The organism is Nonomuraea sp. MG754425 (assembly GCF_021699195.1).
Classification (GTDB): Bacteria; Actinomycetota; Actinomycetes; order Streptosporangiales; family Streptosporangiaceae; genus Nonomuraea.
This window is the reverse complement of record NZ_SSXE01000047.1, coordinates 30508-51777: the sequence shown is the minus strand read 5'-3', so window position 1 is coordinate 51777 and position 21270 is coordinate 30508. Positions and strand designations below refer to the sequence as shown.

The following is a 21270-nucleotide window of genomic DNA, read 5'->3' as shown; positions in this document are numbered from 1 at the left end:
GGCGGGTGCCGCGGGAGGCCGCCGACGGCACCGCCGCCAGCAGGGCGCGCGTGTAGTCGTGCGCGGGCGCGGCCAGCACGTCCGGCGCGGGCCCCTCCTCGACGATCCGGCCGTCGTGCATGACCAGGACCCGGTCGGCGATCGAGCCGACCACGGCGAGGTCATGGCTGATCAGCAGCAGCGCGGTGCCCGCCGCCTTGCGTTCGCCGAGCAGCCGCAGGATCTGCGCCTGCACGGTCACGTCGAGCGCGGTCGTGGGCTCGTCTGCGATGATCAGCTCGGGTTCGGCGGCGATGGCGGAGGCGATGAGCACGCGCTGCCGCAGCCCGCCCGACAACTCGTGCGGACGCTGCCCGGCCCGCGTCTCCGGCTCCGGCACCCCCACCGACTCCAGCAGTTCGAGCACCCGGCTCGGCCGCCACGCCCGCGGCACCACGTCGTGCACGGCCAGCACCTCGCCGATCTCCGCGCCCACGGTGCGCAGCGGGTCGAGCGAGACCAGCGCGTCCTGGAGCACGAGCCCGGCGAACCGGCCGCGCAGCGCCCGCCACTCCCGTTCCCCGAAGCCGAGCGCGTCCCGTCCCGCGACCGTGAACGCCGCCGCCCGCACCTGCGAGCCCGGCCCGGCCAGCCCCAGCAGGGTGCGCGCCGTGACGCTCTTGCCCGAACCGGACTCCCCGACGATCGCCACGCACTCGCCGGGCGCGACGGACAGCGAGACGCCCCGCACGACCTCCGTCCCGCCGAAACCCACCCGCAGGTCCCGGACGCCGACGAGCGGGGCGGGAGCCTGCGGTCCGGTGGTGGGGGCGTGCTCGTCCCGGGTGGCGGTCATGGTTTCCTTCCTTCGAAGCGGCGCTGCAGGCGGCGGCCCGCGACCGTGAGGCAGACGACGGTCAGCGTGATCGCCAGCCCCGGGAACAGCGCCTCCCACCAGGCCACCCGCAGGTAGTTGCGGGCCTCGGAGAGCATCGCGCCCCACTCGGCGGCCGGCGGCTGCGGCCCCATGCCGAGGAAGCTCAGCCCGGAGCTGGCGATGACCGCGGTGCCGAGCCCGATCGTGGCCAGCACGGGGATGGGCCCGAGCACGTTCGGCAGCACGTGCCCGGCGGTGATCGCCAGGCGGGGACGGCCGAAGGTGACGGCCTGCTCGACGTAGCCCGAGCGGCGCACGACGAAGGTCTGCGCGCGGATCACGCGGGCGTAGTTCGGGATCTGCGCGACGGCGATGGCGAAGATCACGTTCCCGGTGCCGGGGCCGACGATCGCCACGATGAGCAGCGCGAGCAGCAGTTCGGGCAGGGTGGACAGGACGTCGAACGCGCGCGCCAGCGCCTCGTCCAGCCACCGGGGCGACAGCCCGGCGGCCAGGCCGAGCAGCACGCCCGAGGTGACGGCCAGGACGGTGGCCGCGACGCCGATGCTGAGGGAGTGCCGGGCGCCGTGCACCACCCTGGCCAGCACGTCGCGTCCGAGGTGGTCGCTGCCGAACCAGTTGTCGGGGCCCGGTGGCGCGAGCGCGCGCAGCGGGTCGGCCGCGAGCGGGTCCGCGCCGGCGAGCAGGCCGGGCACCGCCACGGCCAGCGCGAGCAGGACCAGGAAGGCTCCCGGCAGGAGCAGTGGGAGGGCTACGGCCGGCGGGCGCACGAGCGGGCGGCGGGGGGGCCGCCGGGGTGAGCGCGGGCATGCGGGTCAGCCTCGGATTCGCGGGTCTATGGCGCGGTAGGCCAGGTCCAGGAGCGTGCTGATGGTCACGTACACGACGGCCGACAGCAGCACGACGGCCATCACCACCGGCATGTCGCGGCCGGTGACGGCGTCCATGGCGACGCGGCCGAGTCCCGGCCGTCCGAACAGCACCTCGGTGATCACGGCCCCGCCGAGCAGGGAGCCGGTGAACCAGCCGGCCAGCGTCACCGCGGGGATGAGCGCGTGCCGCAGGGCGTGCCGCGCGACCAGGGCCCGCTCGGTGAGCCCGCGCGCCCGCGCGGTGACCGCGAACGGCTGCTCCAGCGCCCGTTCGAGCCCGCCGCGCAGCACCTGGCCGAGCACGCCCGCGATGGGCAGCCCGAGCGCGAGCGCGGGCAGCACCAGCGCGGACGGCCCCGCCGCCCCCGAGACGGGGAACCAGCCGAGCGTGAAGGAGAAGACGGCCAGCAGCACGATCCCGATGAGGAACGGCGGCACCGACACCGCGACCAGTTCGGCGGCCGAGGCCGCGCCACGCGCCAGCCGTCCCCGTCCGGCCGTGCCGACGGCGATCACCAGGGCCAGCGTCACCCCGACCGCGGCGGCGGCGAGCGTGAGCTCGGCGGTCGGCCCGACCTGGGCGGCCAGGATCTCGCCGACGCCGCGCTGCAACTGGTACGAGCGCCCGAGGTCGCCGTGCAGCAGCCGCCACAGGTACGCCAGGTACTGGACGATCTCAGGCCGGTCCAGCCCCCATTCGGCGATGATCGCGGCCCGGATCTCCGGCGTGTCGATCCCGTCGCCGACGAGGATGTCCACGGTGTCGCCCGGGGCCGCCAGCAGCGCGAGGTAGGACGCGGTGGCGGCGGCCCAAAGGACGGCCAGGCCCGCGCCGAGCCGCCGGATCACGCCCGGCTCCGCACGCCGCGCCCGCCCACGCGCAGGGCCCGCACCTCACGCCCGGCCACCTGCCGGACCCGCACGCCGTGCCCGATCACGCGCCCGACCCGCACACCGCGCCCGATCACCTGCCGGACCCGCGCCTCGTGCCCGATCACGTGCCGATCCGTACGTCGTACGCGGCGGCGGGGGTGCCGGAGGCGGGGTCGAAGCCGAGCCCCTGCACGCTCCGCTGCGCGGCGATCTGGTCGGCCGGGACGTAGATCGGGAACACGATGGCCTCGTCCCGCACCACCGTCCGCTGCACCTTGGTGTACAGCTCCTTGCGCCGTGCCTGGTCGGAGGTGGCCGACGCCTCGGCGATCCACTTCTCCAGCTCCGGGTCGGAGAAGTGGGTGCGGTTGAGCGCGCCCTTGCCCGGCAGGAGGAGGTTGAGCGCGGCTCCGGCGTCGGAGTCGCCGCGGGAGTTCTCGAAGATCTCGTAGTCGTTCTCGTCGAGCGCCTTCTCCGCCGTCCCCGCGTCAACGATCTTGACCTGGAAGTCGATCCCCGCGTTCTGCTTGACCTGGGCCTGGACGGCCTGGGCGAGGATGTCGCGGCGGTCGCGGACGTAGGCCGCGGAGGCGAACGTGCGCGCGCTCAGCCGCTTGCCGTCCTTGACCCGGTAGCCCTCGGCGTCGCGCTGTTTCCAGCCGGCCGCGTCGAGCAGCGCGTTGGCCTTGGCGACGTCGCCGCCGAAGGCGCGTTCGAGGCTCGCGTCGTAGAACGGGCTCGCCTTGCCGACGACGCTCCACGCCCTGGTCGCGGTGTCCTGGTAGACCGAGCGCAGCACCGCGTCCACGTCCACGGCCTCGCGGAATGCCTCCCGTACGCGCTGGTCGTCGAAGGGCGGGCGGGAGGTGTTGAAGTAGTAGGAGAAGGACGTGCCGGAGTTGAGCGCGGTGTGCAGGGTGAGGCCCGGGTCCTTCTTGATCAGGGCGGCCTCGGTGGCGGGCACGCCCTCGATGACCTGCACCTGGCCGGAGGTGAGCGCGCCCACGCGGACGGCGGCCTCGGACAGGAACCGGTAGGTGATCTCCGAGAGGTGGGCGGGGCCCTGGTGGGCGGCCGAGGCGGGCGGCCAGTTGTAGGCCGGGTTGCGGCGGTAGTGGATCTCCTGGCCCTGCACGTACCGGTCGAGGACGAACGGCCCGGTGCCGACCAGGTCGGGGCCGCCGAACTTCAGGTCCCTGGCGCTCTTGAGCGACTTGGGGGAGATCTGCCCGGCGTAGGGCGAGGCGAGGAAGTCGAGGAAGAGGGCGTCCGGCTCGGTGAGGGTGATCTCCAGCGTGGTCGGCGAGATCACCTTCGCCTCCTTGTACGCCCTGAGCTGGATGGAGGACACGGCCGCGTTGTATCCGGGCACCCGGAACTGGTCGAGGTTGGCCTTGACCGAGGCGGCGTCGAACGTGGCGCCGTCGTGGAAGGTGACGTCGTCGCGCAGCTCGAGGGTGTAGGTCAGCTCGTCGTCCGACACCTGCCACGACCTGGCCAGCCAGGGGCCGAAGGAGCCGTCCTGGGCCCGCGACAGCAGCGCGTCGAACTGGTTGAACACGAGCAGCCTGACCTTGTTCTGCGACCACTGCTGCGGGTTGAGGGTGATCGGCTGGGTCTCGACGGCCCAGGTCAGGGAGGTGGGTGCGGCCTGCTCGGCGGCGGGCTGCGCGCCGCACGCCGTCAGGGCCAGCAGGAGTGCGGGAACGATGCGCTTCACCGGCGGTTCCAGGCTTCTGCGAGCAGCTCGTACGAGCGCACGCGGTCGTCGTGATCGTGGGTGATGGTGGTGACCAGCAGCTCGTCGGCCCCGGTCACCCGCTGCAGCACGCGCAGCCGCTCGGCGACCTGGCCGGGCGAGCCGACGAACTGGGTGTCGACGCGGTCCTTGACCAGTTCGCGGTCGGCGTCGGTCCAGGGGTGGGCGGCGGCCTCGGCGGGCGTGGCGAACGGCATGGCGCCCGCGCCGGTCCTGATGCTGCGCACCCACAGGGCGTAGGGCGAGGCCAGTTCGCGGGCGGTGGCCTCGTCCTCGGCGACGACCGCGTCGGCGGAGACGACGACGTACGGTTCAGCCAGCTCGCCGGACGGTTTGAACGCCTTGCGGTAGGCCTCGACGGCGTCCAGCACGCCGGAGGGGCTGACGTGGTAGTTGGCCGCGAACGGCAGCCCGCGCTCCCCCGCCACCTGGGCGCTCTGCCCGCCGCTGCTGCCGAGGATCCACACCTGAAGGTCCGCGCCCTCGCCGGGGACGGCGTGCGCCTCGTGGGTGCCGTCGAGGAAGGCGAGCACGTCGTCGATCTGCCCGGCGAAGTCGGGGGTCTGGGCCCCGGGCTGCTGGAGCAGGGTGGCGTGGTGGGCGAGCTGCGGGTGGCTGACGAGCGCGGAGAAGTCGAACGGCGGCGGGATGAGCAGCCCGTCCACGACGCGCGGCCCGGCGGGCCGGGGCGCGGGGGCCGCCGGGCGGGCGGCCAGTTCGGCGCGGCGCTGACCGGAGCGGCCGATGCCGAGGTCGATGCGTCCCGGGTGGAGGGCGTCGATGAGCCCGAACTGCTCGACGACCGCCAGCGGCGTCTGGTGGCCGAGTTGCACGGCTCCCGAGCCCACCCGGATCGTGGCGGTGGCCGCCGCGATGAGCCCGATCAGCACGGCGGGCGCGGAGCCGGCCACGCCGGGGGCGAAGTGGTGCTCGGCCACCCAGTAGCGGCGGTAGCCGAACCGTTCGGCCCGGCGGGCGAGGTCGATGGTGTTGCGCAGCGCGTCGCCGGCCGTCTTCCCCGACGGGATGGGCGCGAGGTCGAGGATGGACAGCGTCATGAGACACCTCCGGCGACGGTGTCCGCCGCGAGCGGCCTGCTGGGGATCTCGGCGCGCAGCGCGGGCGCGATCTCGGCCTGGAACAGTTCCAGCGTGGCCCGGTGCCGCTCCGGGGTGAGGCCGTCGGCGTCGGCGTGCAGGTGCATCACCTCGTGCCCGAAGCGTTTGTGGTAGCGCAGCACCTTGTCGATGATCTGCTGTGGGCTGCCGACGAGGATGGAGCTGCGTTCGATCGCGTCCTCCAGGGTGGGGAAGACGACCGGCAGGCCGAGCCGCCGCTGCAGCGCCACCCGGGCGTCGTAGACGGGACGGTAGGCGGCGACGGCCTCCTGGGAGGTCCTGGCCGCGTAGTAGCCGGCCGTCCCGGCTCCGACCAGGGCGCCGGCCGGGTCGTGGCCGTAGTGGGCCCAGCGTTCCCGGTAGTGCTCGATCAGTTCGGCGTAGGGGTCGATGGGGTTGGTGACGTTCGCGGAGAACAGCGGGTCGCCGTGGCGGGCGGCCAGGTCGGCCGACTCCTTGCTGGTGGCGCTGCCGTGCCAGACGCGGATCGGCCGTTGCAGGGGCCGCGGCCAGGTCTCGGCGTCGGTGAGCGACGGCCGGAACCGGCCTTCCCAGGTGACCCGGTCCTCCCGCCACAGGCGGCGGAACAGCTCGTACGACTCCCGGTTGCGCTCCCACTGGTCCTCGGCGGTGACGTGGAAGAGCCTGGCCTGCGCGGCCCCGTTCCCCTTGCCGATGATCAGTTCCAGCCGGCCGCCCGACAGGTGGTCGAGGGTGGCGTAGTCCTCGTAGGCCCGGACGGGGTCGAGCAGGCTGAGCGTGGTGACGGAGGTGAACAGCCGGATCCTGGACGTCCTGGCCGCGATGTGGCTGAGCACGACGGGCGGCGAGGAGGAGATGAACGGCCGCTCGTGCCGCTCCCCCACCCCGAACCCGTCGAAGCCCAGCTCCTCGGCCAGCACCGCGGTGCCGACGACCTCGCGAAACCGCTCGGTCGGCGACCCGCCGGTGTGCGTGATCAGTGTGATGAGCAGGAATTTCATCGTGCCTCCGCGTGGCGGCCGGCCGGGCGGGGCAGGCCGAGCAGCCCGCGCAGCGTGTCGGCCTCGTACCGGCTTCTGAACGCCTGCCGGGCGCGCAGTTCGGCCGTCAGGCCCGAGGCGATCTGCCACAGGTCGTACGGCAGCGCCCCCGGCCGCAGCCGGAACCCCTGGATGCCCGCGCCCTGCCAGTCGAGCAGTTGCTCGGCCAGGTCCCGCACGTGCCCGGTGAAGATCGCGGCGTCGGAGCTGAGCTCGGCCCCGTCCAGCTCGTCGAGTCGCGCCTTGCGCCGGGCGGCGTCGTCGCCGAGGAACACGACGAGGTCGGCGAAGATCTGCACGTGCGGGGACAGCTCCCTGATCTCGGTCACGATGGCGCGCGCCTGCTCGGCCGAGCCCGGCGTGACGAAGACGACGTCGGCGTGGGCCGCCGCGAACTCGTACGGCAGCCGCGCGTGCGCCAGCGCGGCCACGACCGGCTGGCCCTGCGGGGGGCGGGGTGTGATGGACGGCCCCCTGACCGAGAAGAAGCGCCCGGCGAAGTCGGTGTAGTGGAGTCTGTCCCGGTCGATGAACCGGCCGGTGGCCACGTCGCGGATCTCGGCGTCGTCGTCCCAACTGTCCCAGAGCCGCCGCGCCGCCTCCACCACGTCCCCGGCCTCCTCGAACAGGTCGCGGACGTGCGGGTGGGCGGACAGGTCGGCCCCGCCCGGCCGGTTCAGCACCGTGTCGAGCGGCGGGAGTCGCCTGCGGCCGAAGTGGCGGGCCTCGAAGGAGCGGGCGGAGATCTGCGGGCGCCAGCCCGCGCGCCCGCCGCTGACGTGGTCGAGCGTGGCGATGCCGATGGCCACGTGGAACGGCTCGGTGTGGGTGGTGGTGGCGGTCGGCACGAGCCCGATCCGGCTGGTGAGCGGCGCCAGCCGGGCGGCGAGCAGCACCGCGTCGAAGCGGCCCCGCACCTGGTCGGTGCGCTCGTCGAGCCCGTCCGGCAGGGTGGACTGCAGGCCGAGGGCGTCCTCGATGGTGACGAAGTCGAGCAGCCCGCGCTCGGCCTCGGCGACCAGCCCGGCCCAGTAGCGGGCGGAGAACAGCGCGCGCGGGGCGGCGGTCGGCTCCCGCCAGGCGGCCGGGTGCCAGCCGGCGCCGTCCAGCGCGACGGCGAGGTGCACGGTTCTCCCGGCTTCGGCGGTCATCCCAGCTCCAGGTGTTCGCGCAGGGTGGCGCCGGTGTAGTCGGCCCGGAAGACGCCGCGTTCCTGCAGCAGCGGCACGACGCGGTCCACGAAGTCGTCGAGCCCGCCGGGCGTCAGGTGCGGGACGAGGATGAACCCGTCGGCGGCGTCGGCCTGCACGTGCTGGTCGATGAGCCGGGCCACGGTGCGGGGCGTGCCGACGAACGTCTGCCGGCCGGTCACCTCGATGACCAGTTCGCGGATCGACAGGTTCTTCTCCTCGGCCAGGGCCCGCCACTTGGCGGCCACGGCGGCGCGGTCCTTGACCGGGACCCGGCCCTGGCTGACGCCTTCCGACAGGTCGGGCTCGATGTCGGGCAGCGGCCCGTCGGGGTCGTGGGCGGACATGTCGCGGCCCCACACCTGTTCCAGGAAGGCGATGGCGGTCTGCGGGCCGACCTGGCTGCGGCGGATGGCGGCGGCGTGCTCGGCGGCCTCCTCCTCGGTGTCGCCGAGCGCGAACGTCACGCCGGGCATGATCTTGAGCTGGTGCGGCTCGCGGCCGTACCGGGCCAGGCGGCCCTTGACGTCGGCGTAGAAGCGCTTGCCGTCCTCCAGCGAGCCGTGGCCGGTGAAGATCACGTCGGCGCCGGCGGCGGCGAACTCCCTGCCCTCGGCGGAGTCGCCGGCCTGGATGATGACGGGGTGGCCCTGCGGGGCCCGGGGCAGTGTGAAGCGGCCCTCGACGGAGAAGTGCGCGCCCCGGTGCTCGACCGCGCCGATGGCGTCCGCGCCGACGAACCGGCCCTCGTCCTGCTCGCCGAGCACCGCGTCCGGCTGCCAGGAGTCCCACAGCAGCTTGGACAGGCGGACGAACTCGGCGGCCCGCTCGTAGCGGTCGGCGCGGTCGAGGTAGCCGCCGCGGCGGAAGTTCTCGCCGGTGAAGGCGTCGGAGGTGGTCACCACGTTCCAGGCGGCCCGGCCGCCGCTGAGGTGGTCGAGCGTGGACAGGCGCCGGGCCAGCTCGTACGGCTCGTTGAAGGTGGCGTTGACGGTCCCGGCCAGGCCGAGGCGGTGCGTCACGGCGGCCAGCGCGCTGAGCACGGTCAGCGACTCCGGCCGGCCCACCACGTCGAGGTCGTGGATGCGGCCCTTCAGCTCGCGCAACCGTAACCCCTCGGCCAGGAAGAAGAAGTCGAGCTTGCCGCGCTCGGCCGTCCTGGCCAGGTGGACGAAGGAGGCGAAGTCGATCTGGCTGCCCGAGCGGGGGTCGGTCCACACGGTGGTGTTGTTCACGCCGGGGAAGTGGGCCGCCAGGTGGATCTGCTTGCGGCCCGTCCCGCGGGCGGCGGGGCTCATCGCGTGCCTCGCCCGTGGGGGGCGTCCCAGGCGGCGGGCAGGCCCTCGGTGGTCTCGCGGAAGGCGGGACGCCGGTACAGGTCGCGGGCGTAACCCCACAGGTGCTCGAACCCGGACAGGTCCCACTCGGTGATCCGGTGTTCGCGGTTGTACGCGGCGTCGTACCTGGCCAGGGTCACCCACAGCCGCACGTCCGCCTCGGTCACCGTGTCGCCGGTCAGGAAGCGGCGGCCGGCCAGCCGCTCGTCCAGCCATTCCAGCGCGGCCACCACCCGGTGGCGTTCCCGCTCCCGCTCCTGGCCGTGGGCGCGGGCCACGCGGGAGACGCCGGCGTTGACGTCGCTCTGGATCCACGCGTTCAGCTTGTTGATCTCGGGACGCAGCGGCGCCGGGTAGAGGTCGGCCGCGGGGTCCGCCCACCGCTCGAACTGGGTGGCCAGGTCGAGGGTGATGTCGGGGAAGTTGTTGCTGACGATCCGGCCCTGCTCCCTGTCCCACAGGACCGGGACGGAGATGTGGCCGGCGTAGCCCCGCTCGGTGGCGTCGTACGCCTGCTCCAGCAGGGTGAACCCGTTGACCGGGTCGGGGCCGCGGCCCGGCCGGAAGGCCCAGCCGCGGCCGTCGCGCTCGTCGTCCACGTACGACAGCGACACGACCTCCTCCAGGCCCGTGAGCCTGCGGACGATGGCGGCGCGGTGCGCGTACGGGCAGACCCAGGCCACGTAGAGGTGGTAGCGGCCCGGCTCGGCGCGCAGGCCGCTGGAGCCGTCGGCGGTGATCCGGTCCTGGAAGGGGTAGAGGGGACGCCCCCAGCCCGGTGACAGGTGCAGCCGCCCCGGGCCGTACTGGCCGTAGGCGACGTGATCGACGGGGCTCGCGTACGTCGGAGTCCCGGTGGAAACGCTCACACTCAGCTCCAAGTGCGGGAGGTCAGTCTTCGGGGTGGGGGAGGAAGCGGCCGAACCGGCCCTGGTGGTAGAGCAGCGGGCGGCCGGTGTTGTGCGTCTCCACCTCGGCCACCATCCCGACGACCAGGATGTGGTCGCCGACCTCGGCCCGCTCGTACGGCAGGCAGAGCAGGTGCGCGGAGACGTCCTGGAGCAGCGGGGCGCCGAGGGGCCCCGGCCGCCAGCGGGTGGGCGGGGCGAACCGGTCGACGTTCTTGCGGGCGAACCGGGCGGCCACGTCGGCCTGGTCGCTGGCCAGGATGTTGACCGCGAAGTGGTCGGCGGCGCCGAGCTGCGGCCAGGTGGTCGAGGAACGGTCCACGTAGAAGGAGACCAGCGGCGGTTCGAGGCTGACCGAGGAGAAGGAGGTGGCGGTCAGCCCGACGGGCACGCCGCCGCTCTGCGCGGTGATCACCACGACGCCGCTGGCGTGCACGGCGAGGGCCCGCCGGAAGGAGTCGGCGCCGACGGCGCGGCCGGGCAGGGTTTCGGTCATGCCGCGCTCCCCTCGGGGGCGGGGCGGCCGGGTGGCGGGACGGGTCTGGCTGAGATCACGGGTGGTTCCTCACGGGAGAAAAGGCTGCATGGGCGTTGGCGGGGGCGTGGGCGGCGTCGGCCACGCCGCGGCTGTCAGTCCGTGATCAACGACACTGGGCGCTGGTGACGTGGCCGAAGTCCACGTGAGGGCGCGTGGTGAGGAGGAGGCCCTGGCTCATGGTCACGACGCTAAGCCGACATTCCGGATAAGTCAATATTTCCTACTGGTTATAAGGGGAAATACGCGACGCCGTATCAGGGCCTCTACACTGAGCGCGACGCCGCCAGCATGCGCCGTCAGAGATCTGTGGAACTTGAGGAGGCATCCGTGAGCGCGGACGCACCCCGGGCGGGCCGGCGCGAGATGGCGGGCGCGGGCGCCCGCTCGCTGCTGCTGACGGCACTCGGCGAGTTCGTGCTCCCCCGCGGCGGCGAGGTCTGGACCGGCACCCTGGTCACCGCGCTGGGCGCGCTCGGCGTGGAGGAGAAGTCGGCCCGCCAGGCCCTGTCGCGCACCGCCGCCGAGGGGCTGCTCGCCTCCGCCCGGCACGGCCGCCGGGTGCGCTGGAGCCTGACCGCCGCCGGCGACCGGCTGCTGCGCGAGGGCACCGAGCGCATCTACGGCTTCATGCGCCGCCCGCACGACTGGGACGGCCGCTGGCTGGTGCTCAGCGCCGGGGTGCCGGAGACCCAGCGGCGGCTGCGCCACCGCCTGCGCACCAAGCTCACCTGGCTCGGCCTCGGCTCCCCCGCGCCCGGCCTGTGGGTGATCCCCGACGCCTCCAAGGCCGCCGCCGTCCACGACGTGCTGCGCGAGCTGCGCCTGGAGGACCGCGCGTTCGCCTGGACGGGCCCGTCGACCGGCGTCGGCGACCCCGGCGAGCTGATCCTGGCCGCGTGGGACCTCGCCGACGTGGAGAAGCGTTACCTGCGCTTCATCGAGCGCTTCGAGGGCGTCACACCCGGCTCCGGCCGGGCCGCGTTCACCAGCCAGGTGCTGCTCGTCCAGGAGTGGCGGCGCTTCCCGTTCCTCGACCCCGACCTGCCCGCCGAACTGCTCCAGCACGACTGGCCGGGGCCACGGGCCGCGGCCGTCTTCCACGACCTGCGCAACCGGTGGCACCGGCGCGCGCAGGCCGAGTGGGACACCCTGGAGGACGCCGCCGTGCCCCCCGGCTGACATGCCACGGACGCCCGGCGCGGCGTCCGGCGGTTGTCGCCTTACGAGGGCCGAACCGGCTCAGGCGACCGTGAGGGTGAAGTCCTACGTGACCGGGGTGCCGCGCTTGTCGTAGTCCCGCAACCGCACGGTGAAGGCGAAGTCGCCGGCCTTGGCCGGGGTGCCGGTGATCTCGCCGGTCAACCGGTCGAGGGCCAGCCCCTCGGGCAGCGCGCCCGCGGTGACCTGCCAGTCGTAGAACGGCACGCCGCCCCTGGCCGCCAGCCGCCGCTCTGCCCGCTGAGCCGGTCCCAGTACGGCTCCTCCCCCGGCACGTGCGCGCTGCCGTCGAGCGGCACCGGGTACCCCTGGTAGGCGATCACCTCCTCGTCGTCGGCTCCCCCGCTCTCCTGGTACTTCGCCATGCCCTCCCACCAGTCGTGGAAGGCCACCGCGTGCCCGAACTCGTGCATGACCAGCCCGTGCACGTCGAGCACCGAGCCGAGGTCCGTCTTGTACCAGTCCTCGTCGGCCGGCGAGGTGAACAGCTTCATCAGCTCCTCGTCGTACTCCAGGATCATCGAGTACGACCGGTGGTACGGCGTCTGGATGCCGCGGAAGAAGACGTAGAACCCGTTGAACGGCTTGGCGTTGCTGGTGCGCACCTCGTTCTGCCAGTCGTGGGCTGACCGCGCCGGTGGCGTCGCTGGTCTTCATGATCCATTTGTGCTGTTCGTCCTTGCCGGGCCCCTGCGTGGAGTGGATGGCCAGGCGGACGATCTCCCGGTCGGCGGGGCCGGTGGAGGGTGAAGCTCTTGGTGGCGCCGGTCGCGGTCAGCTCGCTGGGCAGGTTGAGCATCAGCCGCTGAGGCTCCTGTCAGTTCTTGATGCCGGTGAGCGTGACGCCTTCGATGAAGTAGCGCTGCAGGAAGAAGAACAGGGCGATGATCGGGGCGATGACGGCGGCCGAGGCGGCCATCAGGTAGCCCCACTGGGTGAGGTAGATGCTCTGGAAGGAGGCCAGGCCGAGGGAGAGCGTGTACTTCTCCTCGTCGTTGAGGTAGAGCAGCGGCCCGAGGAAGTCGTTCCAGGTGCCGATGAAGGTGAAGATCGTGACCACCACGATCGCGGGCTTGGACAGCGGCATGACGATGGTCCAGAACACCCGCCACGGGGAGGCCCCGTCGATGTAGGCGGCCTCGTCCAGCTCGAACGGGATCGTCAGGAAGAACTGCCGCAGCAGGAAGACGTTGAACACGCCGCCGCCCGCCCCCGCGAACCAGCTCGGCACGGTGAGCGGCACGAACGTGTCCAGCGCGCCCAGTTCCTGCCACATGACGAAGGTGGGGATCAGCGTCACCGCGTACGGCAGCATCACCCCGCTGAGCAGCACCGCGAAGGCCACGTTCCGGCCGCGCCAGCGCAGGCGGGAGAAGCTGAAGGCGGCCACCGAGCAGGTGAGCACGGTCCCCACCACGCTGATCACCGCGATGATCACGGTGTTGACGAAGTACAGCCAGAACGGCTGCGCGGTGAGCGCCTCGGTGAAGTTGGACCACTGGAACGGCGAGGGGATCCACTCCGGCGGCGCGACGAACATCTGCGTGTCCTGCATCAGCGCGCTGCGCAGCAGCCACACGAACGGCAGCAGCGTCGGCACCGCCCCGCCGGCGAGCGCCAGGTAGAGCAGCGCCTTGCGGAACCTGCGGGGCCCGCGCAGGCCCGCCGTCGGGGCGACCCGCCCGGCGCGCCGCGGCGGCGTCCGCACCGCGGTCACCGGGCGCCCGCCATCTCGTAGTAGACCCAGCGGCGGGCGTTCCTGAACAGCAGGAACGTGATCACCACGATGATCATGAACAGCACCCAGGCCAGCGCGCTGGCGTAGCCCATCTCGCTCTCCCTGAACGCCATCCGGAACAGGTAGTAGACGTAGAAGAGCGTGGCGTTGTTAGGCCCCCCCTCGGTCATCACGTACGCCTGGTTGAACACCTGGAAGGTGCCGACCACACCCACCACCAGGTTGTAGAAGATGGTCGGCGTCATCATCGGCAGCGTCACGTGCCAGAAGCGTCGCCACGCGCCGCCGCCGTCGATCGAGACGGCCTCGTACAGGTGCCGCGGCACCCCCTGGAGCCCCGCCAGGAAGATCACCATGGTGTTGCCGAAGCCCCAGGTGCTCATGACGATCAGCGACGGGACGGCCATCGCCTCGTCGTAGACCCACTGCCCGGTCGGCAGGCCCGCCTGGCGCAGCAGCGAGTTGAGCAGCCCGAAGTCCGGATTGAAGATCCAGATCCAGAGCACCACGTTGGCGATGGCCGGCACGAGCGTCGGCAGGTAGAAGATCGTCCGCCACAGCGGCAGCCCGCGTACCTTCTGGTTGAGCAGCATGGCGACCGCGAACGACACGATCAGGACGAGCGGCACCGCCCCGAGCGTGTAGTACGTGGTGGCGCCGAGCGAGGTCCAGAACAGCTCGTCCCCGGCCAGTTCGGTGTAGTTGCCCAGGCCGACGAACGCGGGGGTGCCGCCCACCTGCCAGTCCGTCAGGCTGAACGCGAGCGAGGCCACCATCGGCCCCGCCGTGAAGATCACGAATCCGAGGATGGCGGGCAGGGCCATGAGCAGGCCCCAGCGCCGCTCCATGCGGCGCTGGCCCGACATGCCGGCCACGTCACGGCTCCTGCGTGTGCTGCCACCCCTGCAGCATGCCGGTGATCTTGGGGGTGGCCGCCTTGAGGATCTCGGCGGCGGGCCGCTTGCCGGACTCCAGCTCCTGCAGGGCCGGGGTCAGCACGTCGCTGGAGATCGCGGACAGGTTCTTGACCCGGTTGCGCAGGTCGGGCACGCCGTGGTCGCGGCCGTAGTCCACGACGGCGGTGCGGAACTCGGGCGGGTGGGCGTCGTTGCGGGTCCAGGAGTCGATGGCCGCCTGGTCCTCGTAGTACTTCTTCTCCTGGGGCATCCACAGCCCCTGCTTGTACAGGTCCACGTAGCGCGGGTCGATGTGGAAGGCGAACAGCTCCACCGCCTCCTCCACGTGCTTGCTCCCGGCGAACACCGACGACGCGCCCGCGACCTGGGAGGTGGTGAACGGCTCGGCGTACTTCGGCAGCACGCCGATGCCGTAGTCGACCTTGCTCTCGTTCATGTCGAGCAGCGCCCAGTGGCCGTCCACCACCATGGCCACCCGCTTGGTCTTGAGCAGGATGTTGGTGCCGGGCACGTCGTCGCCGGTCGCGGCGAGCTGGCCGGGGCCGGGGGCGACGCGGTGCTTGTAGATGAGGTCCTGGAGGTTCTGGAACACCTCGATCGCCTCGGGGGTGTCCAGCAGGCACTTCCGGCCCGCCTCGTCGGCGAAGTCGGCGCCGTTGCCGCGCAGGAAGCCGTACCAGGCGGCGGCGTAGGTGATGCTGACGGAGACGCCGAACTGGCGGACCTGCCCGGGGTCGAAGCCCGACTCGTCGGGGTGGCGGCCGTTCTGGTCCACGGTGAGCTTGTAGGCGTTGTCCACGAGCTGGTCCCACGACCAGGCGGAGGCGGCCTCGGCCGGCGGCGGGCTGATGCCGGCCTCGGCGATCGCCGTCTTGCTGTACCACAGCAGCTCGATCTCGTTGGCGGTGGAGACGCCGTGCAGCCGGTCCTGGCCGTACCACAGGTAGGCGTCCGGCAGGTAGCCCGCGAGCTGCGGGTACTTGTCCAGGTACGGGAAGAGGTTGACCAGGTTGCCCTGCTCGGCCAGGCGGAAGGACATCGACATCGGCACGTAGCCGAGGTCGGGGGTGCGCCCGCCGGCGATGAGGCTGTTGAGCTTGACGTCGTACTCGTCGGGGGTGAACAGCGGCTTGACGGTGGTGCCGGGTTTGCTCTGCTCGAAGGCCTTGAGCATCTTCTCGATGGCGCTCTTCTCGAACGTCGAGCCCCAGTACATGAACTGCAGTTGCGTGGAGCCGGCCGCGCCGGTCCCGCCGGAGGAGCCGCAGGCCGCCCCGGCCGCGCCCAGCGCGGCCAGGCCGCCCATCCTGAACAGGTCTCTTCTCTTCATCGGGGGGTGTCCTTACCTGCGCGAAGGTTGGGCGAGGGGCATCCAGACCCGCATGACACCGCCGTCGCGGTTGTCCCACTGGTAGTAGGGGACGGCCACGGCGGTGGCGGGGCCGGTCGCGGGGGCCGCGTCGGAGACGGTCGTGTACGGCAGCCCCTGCGGCGGCGCGGGCGGCAGGCGGACGGCGTCCGCCTCGACGATCACCGTCCTGCCGATGCCGGGCAGGTCGCGCTCGACGGGCCGCAGCCCGGCTCCGGGGAGGAGGGCCAGGTCCTCCAAGGGGCTGTCCTGGTCGATCTGCTCGAAGCAGTAGACGATCGGGCCGCGTTCGACGGCCGCGCACCCGCGCAGCGCGTCGATCCCCCGGTGCGGCACGACGAGCCTGGGCGTCAGGTCCAGGTCGAGGGTGACGGTGTCGCCGGCCCGCCACTCGCGGCGGATCGCGGCGTAGCCGTCCGCGCCGGGTACGGCCGGGTACGGCTCGCCCCAGCCGGGGGTGAGCCGCGCCGATCCGCTCCAGGCGGGCACCCGCATCCGCAGCGTCCACGCGCCGCCCGGGGCGGAGCGCACGGTGAGGCGGACGCTGCCGTCCCAGGGGTACTCGGTCTCGACGTCGAGGGTGATGCCGCCGGCGCGGATCACGCCGGGGGCGTACTGGTGCACCGAGACGCCCTCGTCGTCGGTGGTGGCGACGTAGTGGCCGAGCGAGGAGACCAGGCGCATGATGTTCGGCGGGCAGCAGGCGCAGGCGAACCACTCGCGCCGCCGTCCGAGGTAGGCGTCCTCGAACAGGTCGGCGCGGCGTTGCAGCGGGTTGACGTAGAAGAAGCGCACGCCGTCGGCGGAGGTGGAGGCGGCGAAGGCGTTGTGCAGCGTGCGCTCGATCAGGTCGGCGTAGCGGCCGGAGCCGGTGGCCAGCAGCAGCCGCCAGTTCCAGTGGATGGCGGCGATGGCCGCGCAGCTCTCGTTGTAGGAGCGGTCGGGCGGCAACTCGTACCGTTCGCCGAACGCCTCGCCGTCGTGGCGCGAGCCGTGGCCGCCGGTGATGGCGGTCTTGGTGGCGACCAGGTCCTCCCAGCGGCGTACGGAGGAGGCGAGCAGGTCGGCGTCGCCGGTCTCGACGGCGACGTCCACGACGCCCGCCTCCAGGTAGAGCTGGCGGACGGCGTGCCCGACGGCGGTCGGGGCCTCGCGGACGGGCAGGTGGTCCTGGGCGTAGAGCGGCCCGAGGCCCGTTCTGGCGATCAGGCCCCGGCCCCGGTTGTCGATCAGCTTGCAGGCCAGCTCCAGGTAGGTCCGCTCCCCGGTGAGCCGGTACAGCTCGACCAGGGCCGTCTCCACCTCGGCGTGCCCGTCGATGCCGTCGTCGCCGCCGGTCAAAAAGCGCCGGACGAGCAGGTCGGCGAAGCGGCGGGCGACCTCCAGCAGGCCGTCGCCGAGCCCCGCCCGCGCCGTAGCGACGGCCGCCTGGAACAGGTGGCCGGCGCAGTACATCTCGTGGCTGTGCTCCAGCTCGGCGAAGATCTTGTCGGGTTTGACCACCTGGTAGTGCGAGTTCAGGTAGCCGTCGGGGCGCTGCGCGCGGGCCAGCAGCGCGGCCGACTCCGCCACGAAGGCGCGATAGGCCGCGGCGTCGTCGCCGTCCGGGCGGCGGCAGTGCTCCCAGGCGACCGCCTCGAGTTGCTTGTACAGGTCGGAGTCCTGGAACCGGTAGCCCTGGAAGGTCCCTTCGCCCTCGCCCGCCGCCAGTCTCAGGTTGGGCGTCGCGCCCGACTTCTCCATCTGCTGGAGGCCGAGCGGGATGCTCGCCTCCCGGTTGATCCGCTGCCAGCGTCCGAAGGGGCCTCCATGGATCTCCACGTCGTCGATGCTCAACGGGCGCTGCGCCGCGGTGGAGGGCGCCAGCGGGCCGCGGACGCGGTCCCTGAGGTCAGACATCGCGCTCCCTGGGGGATAGCTTTTCCTGGCCGCAATGTAAGATGTGATACAGCACTAGTCAATAGACCATCATGTGCGCAGATATCGGGAAACCGAGTGCCCTCCCTTGCTCTCGCACCCCGCCCTTGATCGCAACAGGGCCGGCCCGAAAACCTTTTCTTCGTTATCGGAACGTTGCATTGCAGCACGGCACGCAGAGCGGCCTTGACAGACGACTTCCGGTGAGTTTTGCTTCCGAAAACCTTTCAGTTTTTGCCTATGCACGGCCTCACAGAGGCACCAGAGCGCCCCCGGACGAAAGGTTTCCCATGATGAGACGACTGGCCACGATGGCCGTCTTACTCACCTCCCTCCTCATCGCGTCCCTCCTCACCGCGGTCACCGGCCCCGCCCACGCGGCCGGCCCGGCGCAGCTCGTCGACATGTTCGGCCGGACCGTCAACTCCTACGGCGTCAAGCTCGTGGACTGGCAGGGCTACCTGGCCAACCCCTACGTCGAGCTGACCGTCCGGCCCCCGGCCGACATGCGCTTCCCGCTCAGCGTCGATCTCAAGGCCGAGGGCACGTCCCGGCTGATGATGGACCTGCCCAGCCAGCTCACCGCCACCGGCGCGACCAAGACCCTGACCTTCGCCTCCGCCTCGGAACAGAAGCCGTTCCGGCTGGCCATCCACTCCAAGCGCGGACCCGGCTCCGACGAGCAGCACACGCTGCGGGTGACGATCAGGGACGCGGGCGGCGCGACGTACCAGCACTCCCTGCCCATCTACGTGCAGCAGGACGAGAAGACGGCCCTGCAGCCGACGCTCCCGGTCGCCTTCGACTACCGCTACGACACCATCACCGGCTACTTCTCCGACCCCGGCGTGCGCACGGCCGCCGAGGAGGCGGTCAAGGACTGGTTCCGCTTCTTCGACATGCAGCCCTTCGACACCGTGGCGACCGGCGCCGAGCCGAACCACCTGCCGGGCAACGACTGGCAGAACACGGTCAACGTCACCAACAACGCGGCCTACAACGGCATGTACGTGTTCTTCCGCGGCATCCAGACGCCGTACTCGACCGGCTACCCGGCGGCCAACGGCCGCTACAGCACCCGCGGCGGCCAGCAACTGGCCGGCCCGCTGCACCGCTCCACCGCGATGATCCTCGAGTACGACGAGGCGAACAAGCAGCTCTTCACCTCCCTCGCCGACGAGGACTGGTACAAGACCGACATCGCCGGCTCGGTGCTCGACGTGCACGGCCTGGTCATGCACGAGTACGGCCACGCCGTCGCCTTCCACAGCGACTGGGCCGGCATGCGCTCCTACGTGAACGGCGGCGGCACCGACCCCGACGTGGTCGAGTACCAGGGCCGCGCGGTGCCCCTCGACGGCAGCTACCACATCCCCGGCGACCAGCCCAACTGGGACCGCATCAGCGGCCAGAGCGGCGGCTGGACCCACCTGTTCCCCACCCGCCGCTGGATGCTCACCAAGCTGTCCCTGCTGATCGCCGAGAACGCCGGCTGGAAGCTCAACCGTGAGCTGACCCCGTTCCTCAAGCCGTCCATCACCACAACCTCGCTCCCGCAGGCCACGCCCGGCTCCGCCTACCAGGCCACGCTGGCGGCCAAGGGCGGCGTGCCCTTCTACGACTGGCAGGTCACCGGCGGCGCGCTGCCCGCGGGGCTCAGCCTCGACCGCTTCACCGGCGCGATCACCGGCACCCCGGCGGCCGCGGGCAGCTCGACGTTCACGGTCCAGCTCAGGGACTACGACCGGCTCAGCACCCCGGTGACCAGAAGCTTCACCCTCAACGTCGGCGGCGCCCCCGCGGCGAACCTGGCCACGGGCGCCACCCCGTCCGCCTCCTACACCTCCCCGTGGGAGAGCGTCGCGGCGCTCAACGACGGCATCGACCCGTCCTCGTCCAACGACACGGTCAACCGCCGCTGGGGCACCTGGCCGCAGACGGGCACCCAGTGGGCCGAGCTGACCTGGCCGTCGGCCCAGACGCTGCGCTCGGCCGAGGTGTACTTCTTCGACGACAACGGCGGCGTCCGGGCGCCGGCGTCGTGGCGGCTGCAGTACTGGAACGGCACCGCGTACGTGGACATCCCGGGCACCTACCCGGCGGCGCTGAACGCCTACAACCGGGTGACGTTCGGCCAGGTGAGCACGACCAGGCTCAGGGCCGTGCTGCAGAGCAGCGGGTCGGCGTCGGTCGGGCTGCTGGAGGTGAAGGCCTACGCCTGAAGCGCGGCGGGCGGCAGCGGGATGGCCGGGAACGGGTTGTCGGGCAGCAGGATGACCCGGCGCGGCTGCTTGGCCTGGCCGGCGGCGTCGAGGTGGAGCAGGGCGGCGCCGATGCCGGCCGCGCCCACCATGTAGCCGGTGTCGGCGGTCACCTCGCCGGGCCGCAGCCGCCGGTAGGCCTGGTACCAGCGATAGCCCCGGCCGTCGGGGTCGGTGGCGCGGCCGATCAGGTCGGCGGCGAGCGTGCGGGCGTACTCGAGGTGCGACTCGTCGCCGGTCGCCGCCCACAGGCCGGTGAACAGCTCGATGACCCCCGCCGCGCCGCAGCACTGGCAGGCCACGTTCCAGTAGCCCTCGGTGCGGCAGTGCGGCGCGCCGCTGCGCACGATGCCCTTGGCCAGCCGCTCCACCCACTCCAGGTCGCCCGGGTCGCCCGCCACCCGGTACAGCTCGTAGAACATCCTGGCCACGCCCGCCGAGCCGGAGCAGAACCCGAGGTAGTGCAGGCCGCGGGCGTGCGGCACGTGGTGCGGCACGACGGCGCAGCCGCCGGTGACGACGCTGACCTCGCGGACGAAGGCGGCCCCGCTGCGGGCGGCCCGCAGGAAACGCTGCTCGCCCGTGACGCCGTACAGGCGGGCGAGCAGGAACGCGGTGCCGGCCGTGCCGGCCAGGAAGCCGGGGGTGACGGCGTCCACCGGCAGGTCGGCGCAGTCGCCGAAGCGGTGGCCCGGCACGGGCAGGCGGGCGATGCGCAGCCCCGCCTCGATCGCCGCCGCCTCGTAGGCCGGCACGCCGAGGTTCGTGGCGGCCCGCAGCAGCCCCAGGATGATGCCGCCCTCGCCGCGCTGCGCCGGGTCGCGGGACCAGGTGACCCCGTCGCCCCCGCTCCGGCCGCGCGAGACGATCAGGTCGGCCACGGCCGCCGCCTCGGCCTCGAACTCCGGCTCGCCGAGGGTCCAGCCCGCCTCCATGAGGGCGATCAGCACGCCGGTCAGCCCGTGGTAGAGGGTGAGGTCGTCCTGCTCGCGCCAGGTGGCGGCGAGCCGGCGCGCGCCCGCCCTGGCGTCCTCCAGGTACGCCTCGTGCCCGGTGGCGGCGGCCAGTTCGAGGAAGAACAGCACGATGCCGGCCGCGCCCGAGTAGAGGGACCAGGGCTCGGGGGTGACCGCGGACGCGCCGCGGGTGTCGGGGTTGGCTCGCCAGCGCCGCCCGTGCTCGTCGTCGGCCGCGGCCGAGCGGATCCACCGGCCCGCCAGGATGGCGGCGGTCAGCGGGGAGTCGGCACGTGCGCTCGACGCGCGCATCTCGTCCAGGCTCATGCTGTCATTTTCCCATACGTTTGGTAGGAATACTCGGAATCTTGACATGTCATCCGGGCACCGGAGCCGCCGA

The 21270-nt window shown here is 72.4% G+C and carries 20 protein-coding genes; 2 read left to right on the top strand and 18 right to left on the bottom strand.

Going from position 1 to position 21270, the window contains the following annotated elements; translation table 11 throughout:
• From FAF44_RS18430 to FAF44_RS18380, 11 genes are all read right to left on the bottom strand, one after another.
• On the bottom strand, nucleotides 1-835 hold an 835-nt coding region (locus FAF44_RS18430), incomplete at its 3' end, for an ABC transporter ATP-binding protein (protein WP_237104424.1).
• The gene (locus FAF44_RS18425; RefSeq protein ID WP_237104423.1) at nucleotides 832-1647 is read right to left on the bottom strand and encodes an ABC transporter permease; all 816 of its coding nucleotides are present in this window, start codon (nucleotides 1645-1647) and stop codon (nucleotides 832-834) included. The genes FAF44_RS18430 and FAF44_RS18425, both read right to left, overlap by 4 nt.
• Before the next feature lie 45 nt (nucleotides 1648-1692).
• Complete coding sequence (locus FAF44_RS18420; protein ID WP_237104422.1) at nucleotides 1693-2598, bottom strand: ABC transporter permease; 906 nt, start codon at nucleotides 2596-2598, stop codon at nucleotides 1693-1695.
• Nucleotides 2595-2747 carry a hypothetical protein gene (locus tag FAF44_RS18415; RefSeq protein WP_237104421.1) on the bottom strand — a complete coding sequence of 51 codons (153 nt, stop codon included), beginning with the start codon at nucleotides 2745-2747 and terminating at the stop codon, nucleotides 2595-2597. The genes FAF44_RS18420 and FAF44_RS18415 overlap by 4 nt, the downstream gene beginning before the upstream one ends.
• A complete protein-coding gene (locus FAF44_RS18410) occupies nucleotides 2744-4342 on the bottom strand; it encodes an ABC transporter substrate-binding protein (protein ID WP_237104420.1) in 1599 nt (532 codons plus the stop codon). Before FAF44_RS18410 ends, FAF44_RS18415 begins: the two co-directional genes overlap by 4 nt.
• Complete coding sequence (locus tag FAF44_RS18405) at nucleotides 4339-5439, bottom strand: LLM class flavin-dependent oxidoreductase (RefSeq protein WP_237104419.1); 1101 nt, start codon at nucleotides 5437-5439, stop codon at nucleotides 4339-4341. The genes FAF44_RS18410 and FAF44_RS18405 overlap by 4 nt, the downstream gene beginning before the upstream one ends.
• Nucleotides 5436-6482 carry an LLM class flavin-dependent oxidoreductase gene (locus FAF44_RS18400; protein WP_237104418.1) on the bottom strand — a complete coding sequence of 349 codons (1047 nt, stop codon included), beginning with the start codon at nucleotides 6480-6482 and terminating at the stop codon, nucleotides 5436-5438. The genes FAF44_RS18405 and FAF44_RS18400 overlap by 4 nt, the downstream gene beginning before the upstream one ends.
• On the bottom strand, nucleotides 6479-7672 hold the full coding sequence (locus FAF44_RS18395) for an LLM class flavin-dependent oxidoreductase (protein WP_237104417.1): 1194 nt from the start codon (nucleotides 7670-7672) through the stop codon (nucleotides 6479-6481). Before FAF44_RS18395 ends, FAF44_RS18400 begins: the two co-directional genes overlap by 4 nt.
• A complete protein-coding gene (locus tag FAF44_RS18390; RefSeq protein WP_237104416.1) occupies nucleotides 7669-9009 on the bottom strand; it encodes an NtaA/DmoA family FMN-dependent monooxygenase in 1341 nt (446 codons plus the stop codon). Before FAF44_RS18390 ends, FAF44_RS18395 begins: the two co-directional genes overlap by 4 nt.
• Nucleotides 9006-9917, bottom strand: coding sequence for a glutathione S-transferase C-terminal domain-containing protein (locus tag FAF44_RS18385; protein ID WP_237104415.1), 912 nt, complete (start codon nucleotides 9915-9917; stop codon nucleotides 9006-9008). The genes FAF44_RS18390 and FAF44_RS18385 overlap by 4 nt, the downstream gene beginning before the upstream one ends.
• Nucleotides 9918-9939: 22 nt before the next feature.
• Nucleotides 9940-10452: a flavin reductase family protein gene (locus FAF44_RS18380; RefSeq protein ID WP_237104414.1), complete on the bottom strand. Its 513-nt coding sequence runs from the start codon at nucleotides 10450-10452 to the stop codon at nucleotides 9940-9942.
• A 369-nt stretch (nucleotides 10453-10821) separates the two neighbouring features.
• Here FAF44_RS18380 and FAF44_RS18375 point away from each other — a divergent pair, with 369 nt between their 5' ends.
• Nucleotides 10822-11673 (top strand): PaaX family transcriptional regulator C-terminal domain-containing protein, encoded by an 852-nt coding sequence (locus tag FAF44_RS18375; protein ID WP_237104413.1) that lies wholly within the window; start codon nucleotides 10822-10824, stop codon nucleotides 11671-11673.
• Nucleotides 11674-11757: 84 nt separating this feature from the next.
• On the opposite strand, the gene FAF44_RS56385 is transcribed toward FAF44_RS18375, so the two are convergent.
• From FAF44_RS56385 to FAF44_RS18345, 6 genes are all read right to left on the bottom strand, one after another.
• Nucleotides 11758-11919: an Ig domain-containing protein gene (locus FAF44_RS56385; protein WP_368857763.1), complete on the bottom strand. Its 162-nt coding sequence runs from the start codon at nucleotides 11917-11919 to the stop codon at nucleotides 11758-11760.
• Complete coding sequence (locus tag FAF44_RS18365) at nucleotides 11853-12317, bottom strand: hypothetical protein (RefSeq protein WP_237104411.1); 465 nt, start codon at nucleotides 12315-12317, stop codon at nucleotides 11853-11855. The genes FAF44_RS56385 and FAF44_RS18365 overlap by 67 nt, the downstream gene beginning before the upstream one ends.
• Nucleotides 12318-12529: 212 nt before the next feature.
• Nucleotides 12530-13429, bottom strand: coding sequence for a carbohydrate ABC transporter permease (locus FAF44_RS18360; RefSeq protein ID WP_237104410.1), 900 nt, complete (start codon nucleotides 13427-13429; stop codon nucleotides 12530-12532).
• Nucleotides 13426-14316 (bottom strand): carbohydrate ABC transporter permease, encoded by an 891-nt coding sequence (locus tag FAF44_RS18355; RefSeq protein WP_237104425.1) that lies wholly within the window; start codon nucleotides 14314-14316, stop codon nucleotides 13426-13428. The genes FAF44_RS18360 and FAF44_RS18355 overlap by 4 nt, the downstream gene beginning before the upstream one ends.
• Before the next feature lie 10 nt (nucleotides 14317-14326).
• Nucleotides 14327-15697, bottom strand: a complete 1371-nt coding sequence (locus FAF44_RS18350; RefSeq protein WP_237104409.1) for an extracellular solute-binding protein — start codon at nucleotides 15695-15697, stop codon at nucleotides 14327-14329.
• Nucleotides 15698-15709: 12 nt separating this feature from the next.
• Complete coding sequence (locus FAF44_RS18345) at nucleotides 15710-17635, bottom strand: glycoside hydrolase family 127 protein (protein ID WP_237104408.1); 1926 nt, start codon at nucleotides 17633-17635, stop codon at nucleotides 15710-15712.
• A 308-nt stretch (nucleotides 17636-17943) separates the two neighbouring features.
• Between FAF44_RS18345 and FAF44_RS18340 the strand changes: the two genes are divergently transcribed.
• On the top strand, nucleotides 17944-19875 hold the full coding sequence (locus FAF44_RS18340; protein WP_237104407.1) for an Ig domain-containing protein: 1932 nt from the start codon (nucleotides 17944-17946) through the stop codon (nucleotides 19873-19875).
• On the opposite strand, the gene FAF44_RS18335 is transcribed toward FAF44_RS18340, so the two are convergent.
• A complete protein-coding gene (locus FAF44_RS18335) occupies nucleotides 19866-21197 on the bottom strand; it encodes a lanthionine synthetase LanC family protein (protein WP_237104406.1) in 1332 nt (443 codons plus the stop codon). The two genes, FAF44_RS18340 and FAF44_RS18335, sit on opposite strands and share 10 nt — an antisense overlap.
• Between the last annotated feature and the right edge of the window lie 73 nt (nucleotides 21198-21270).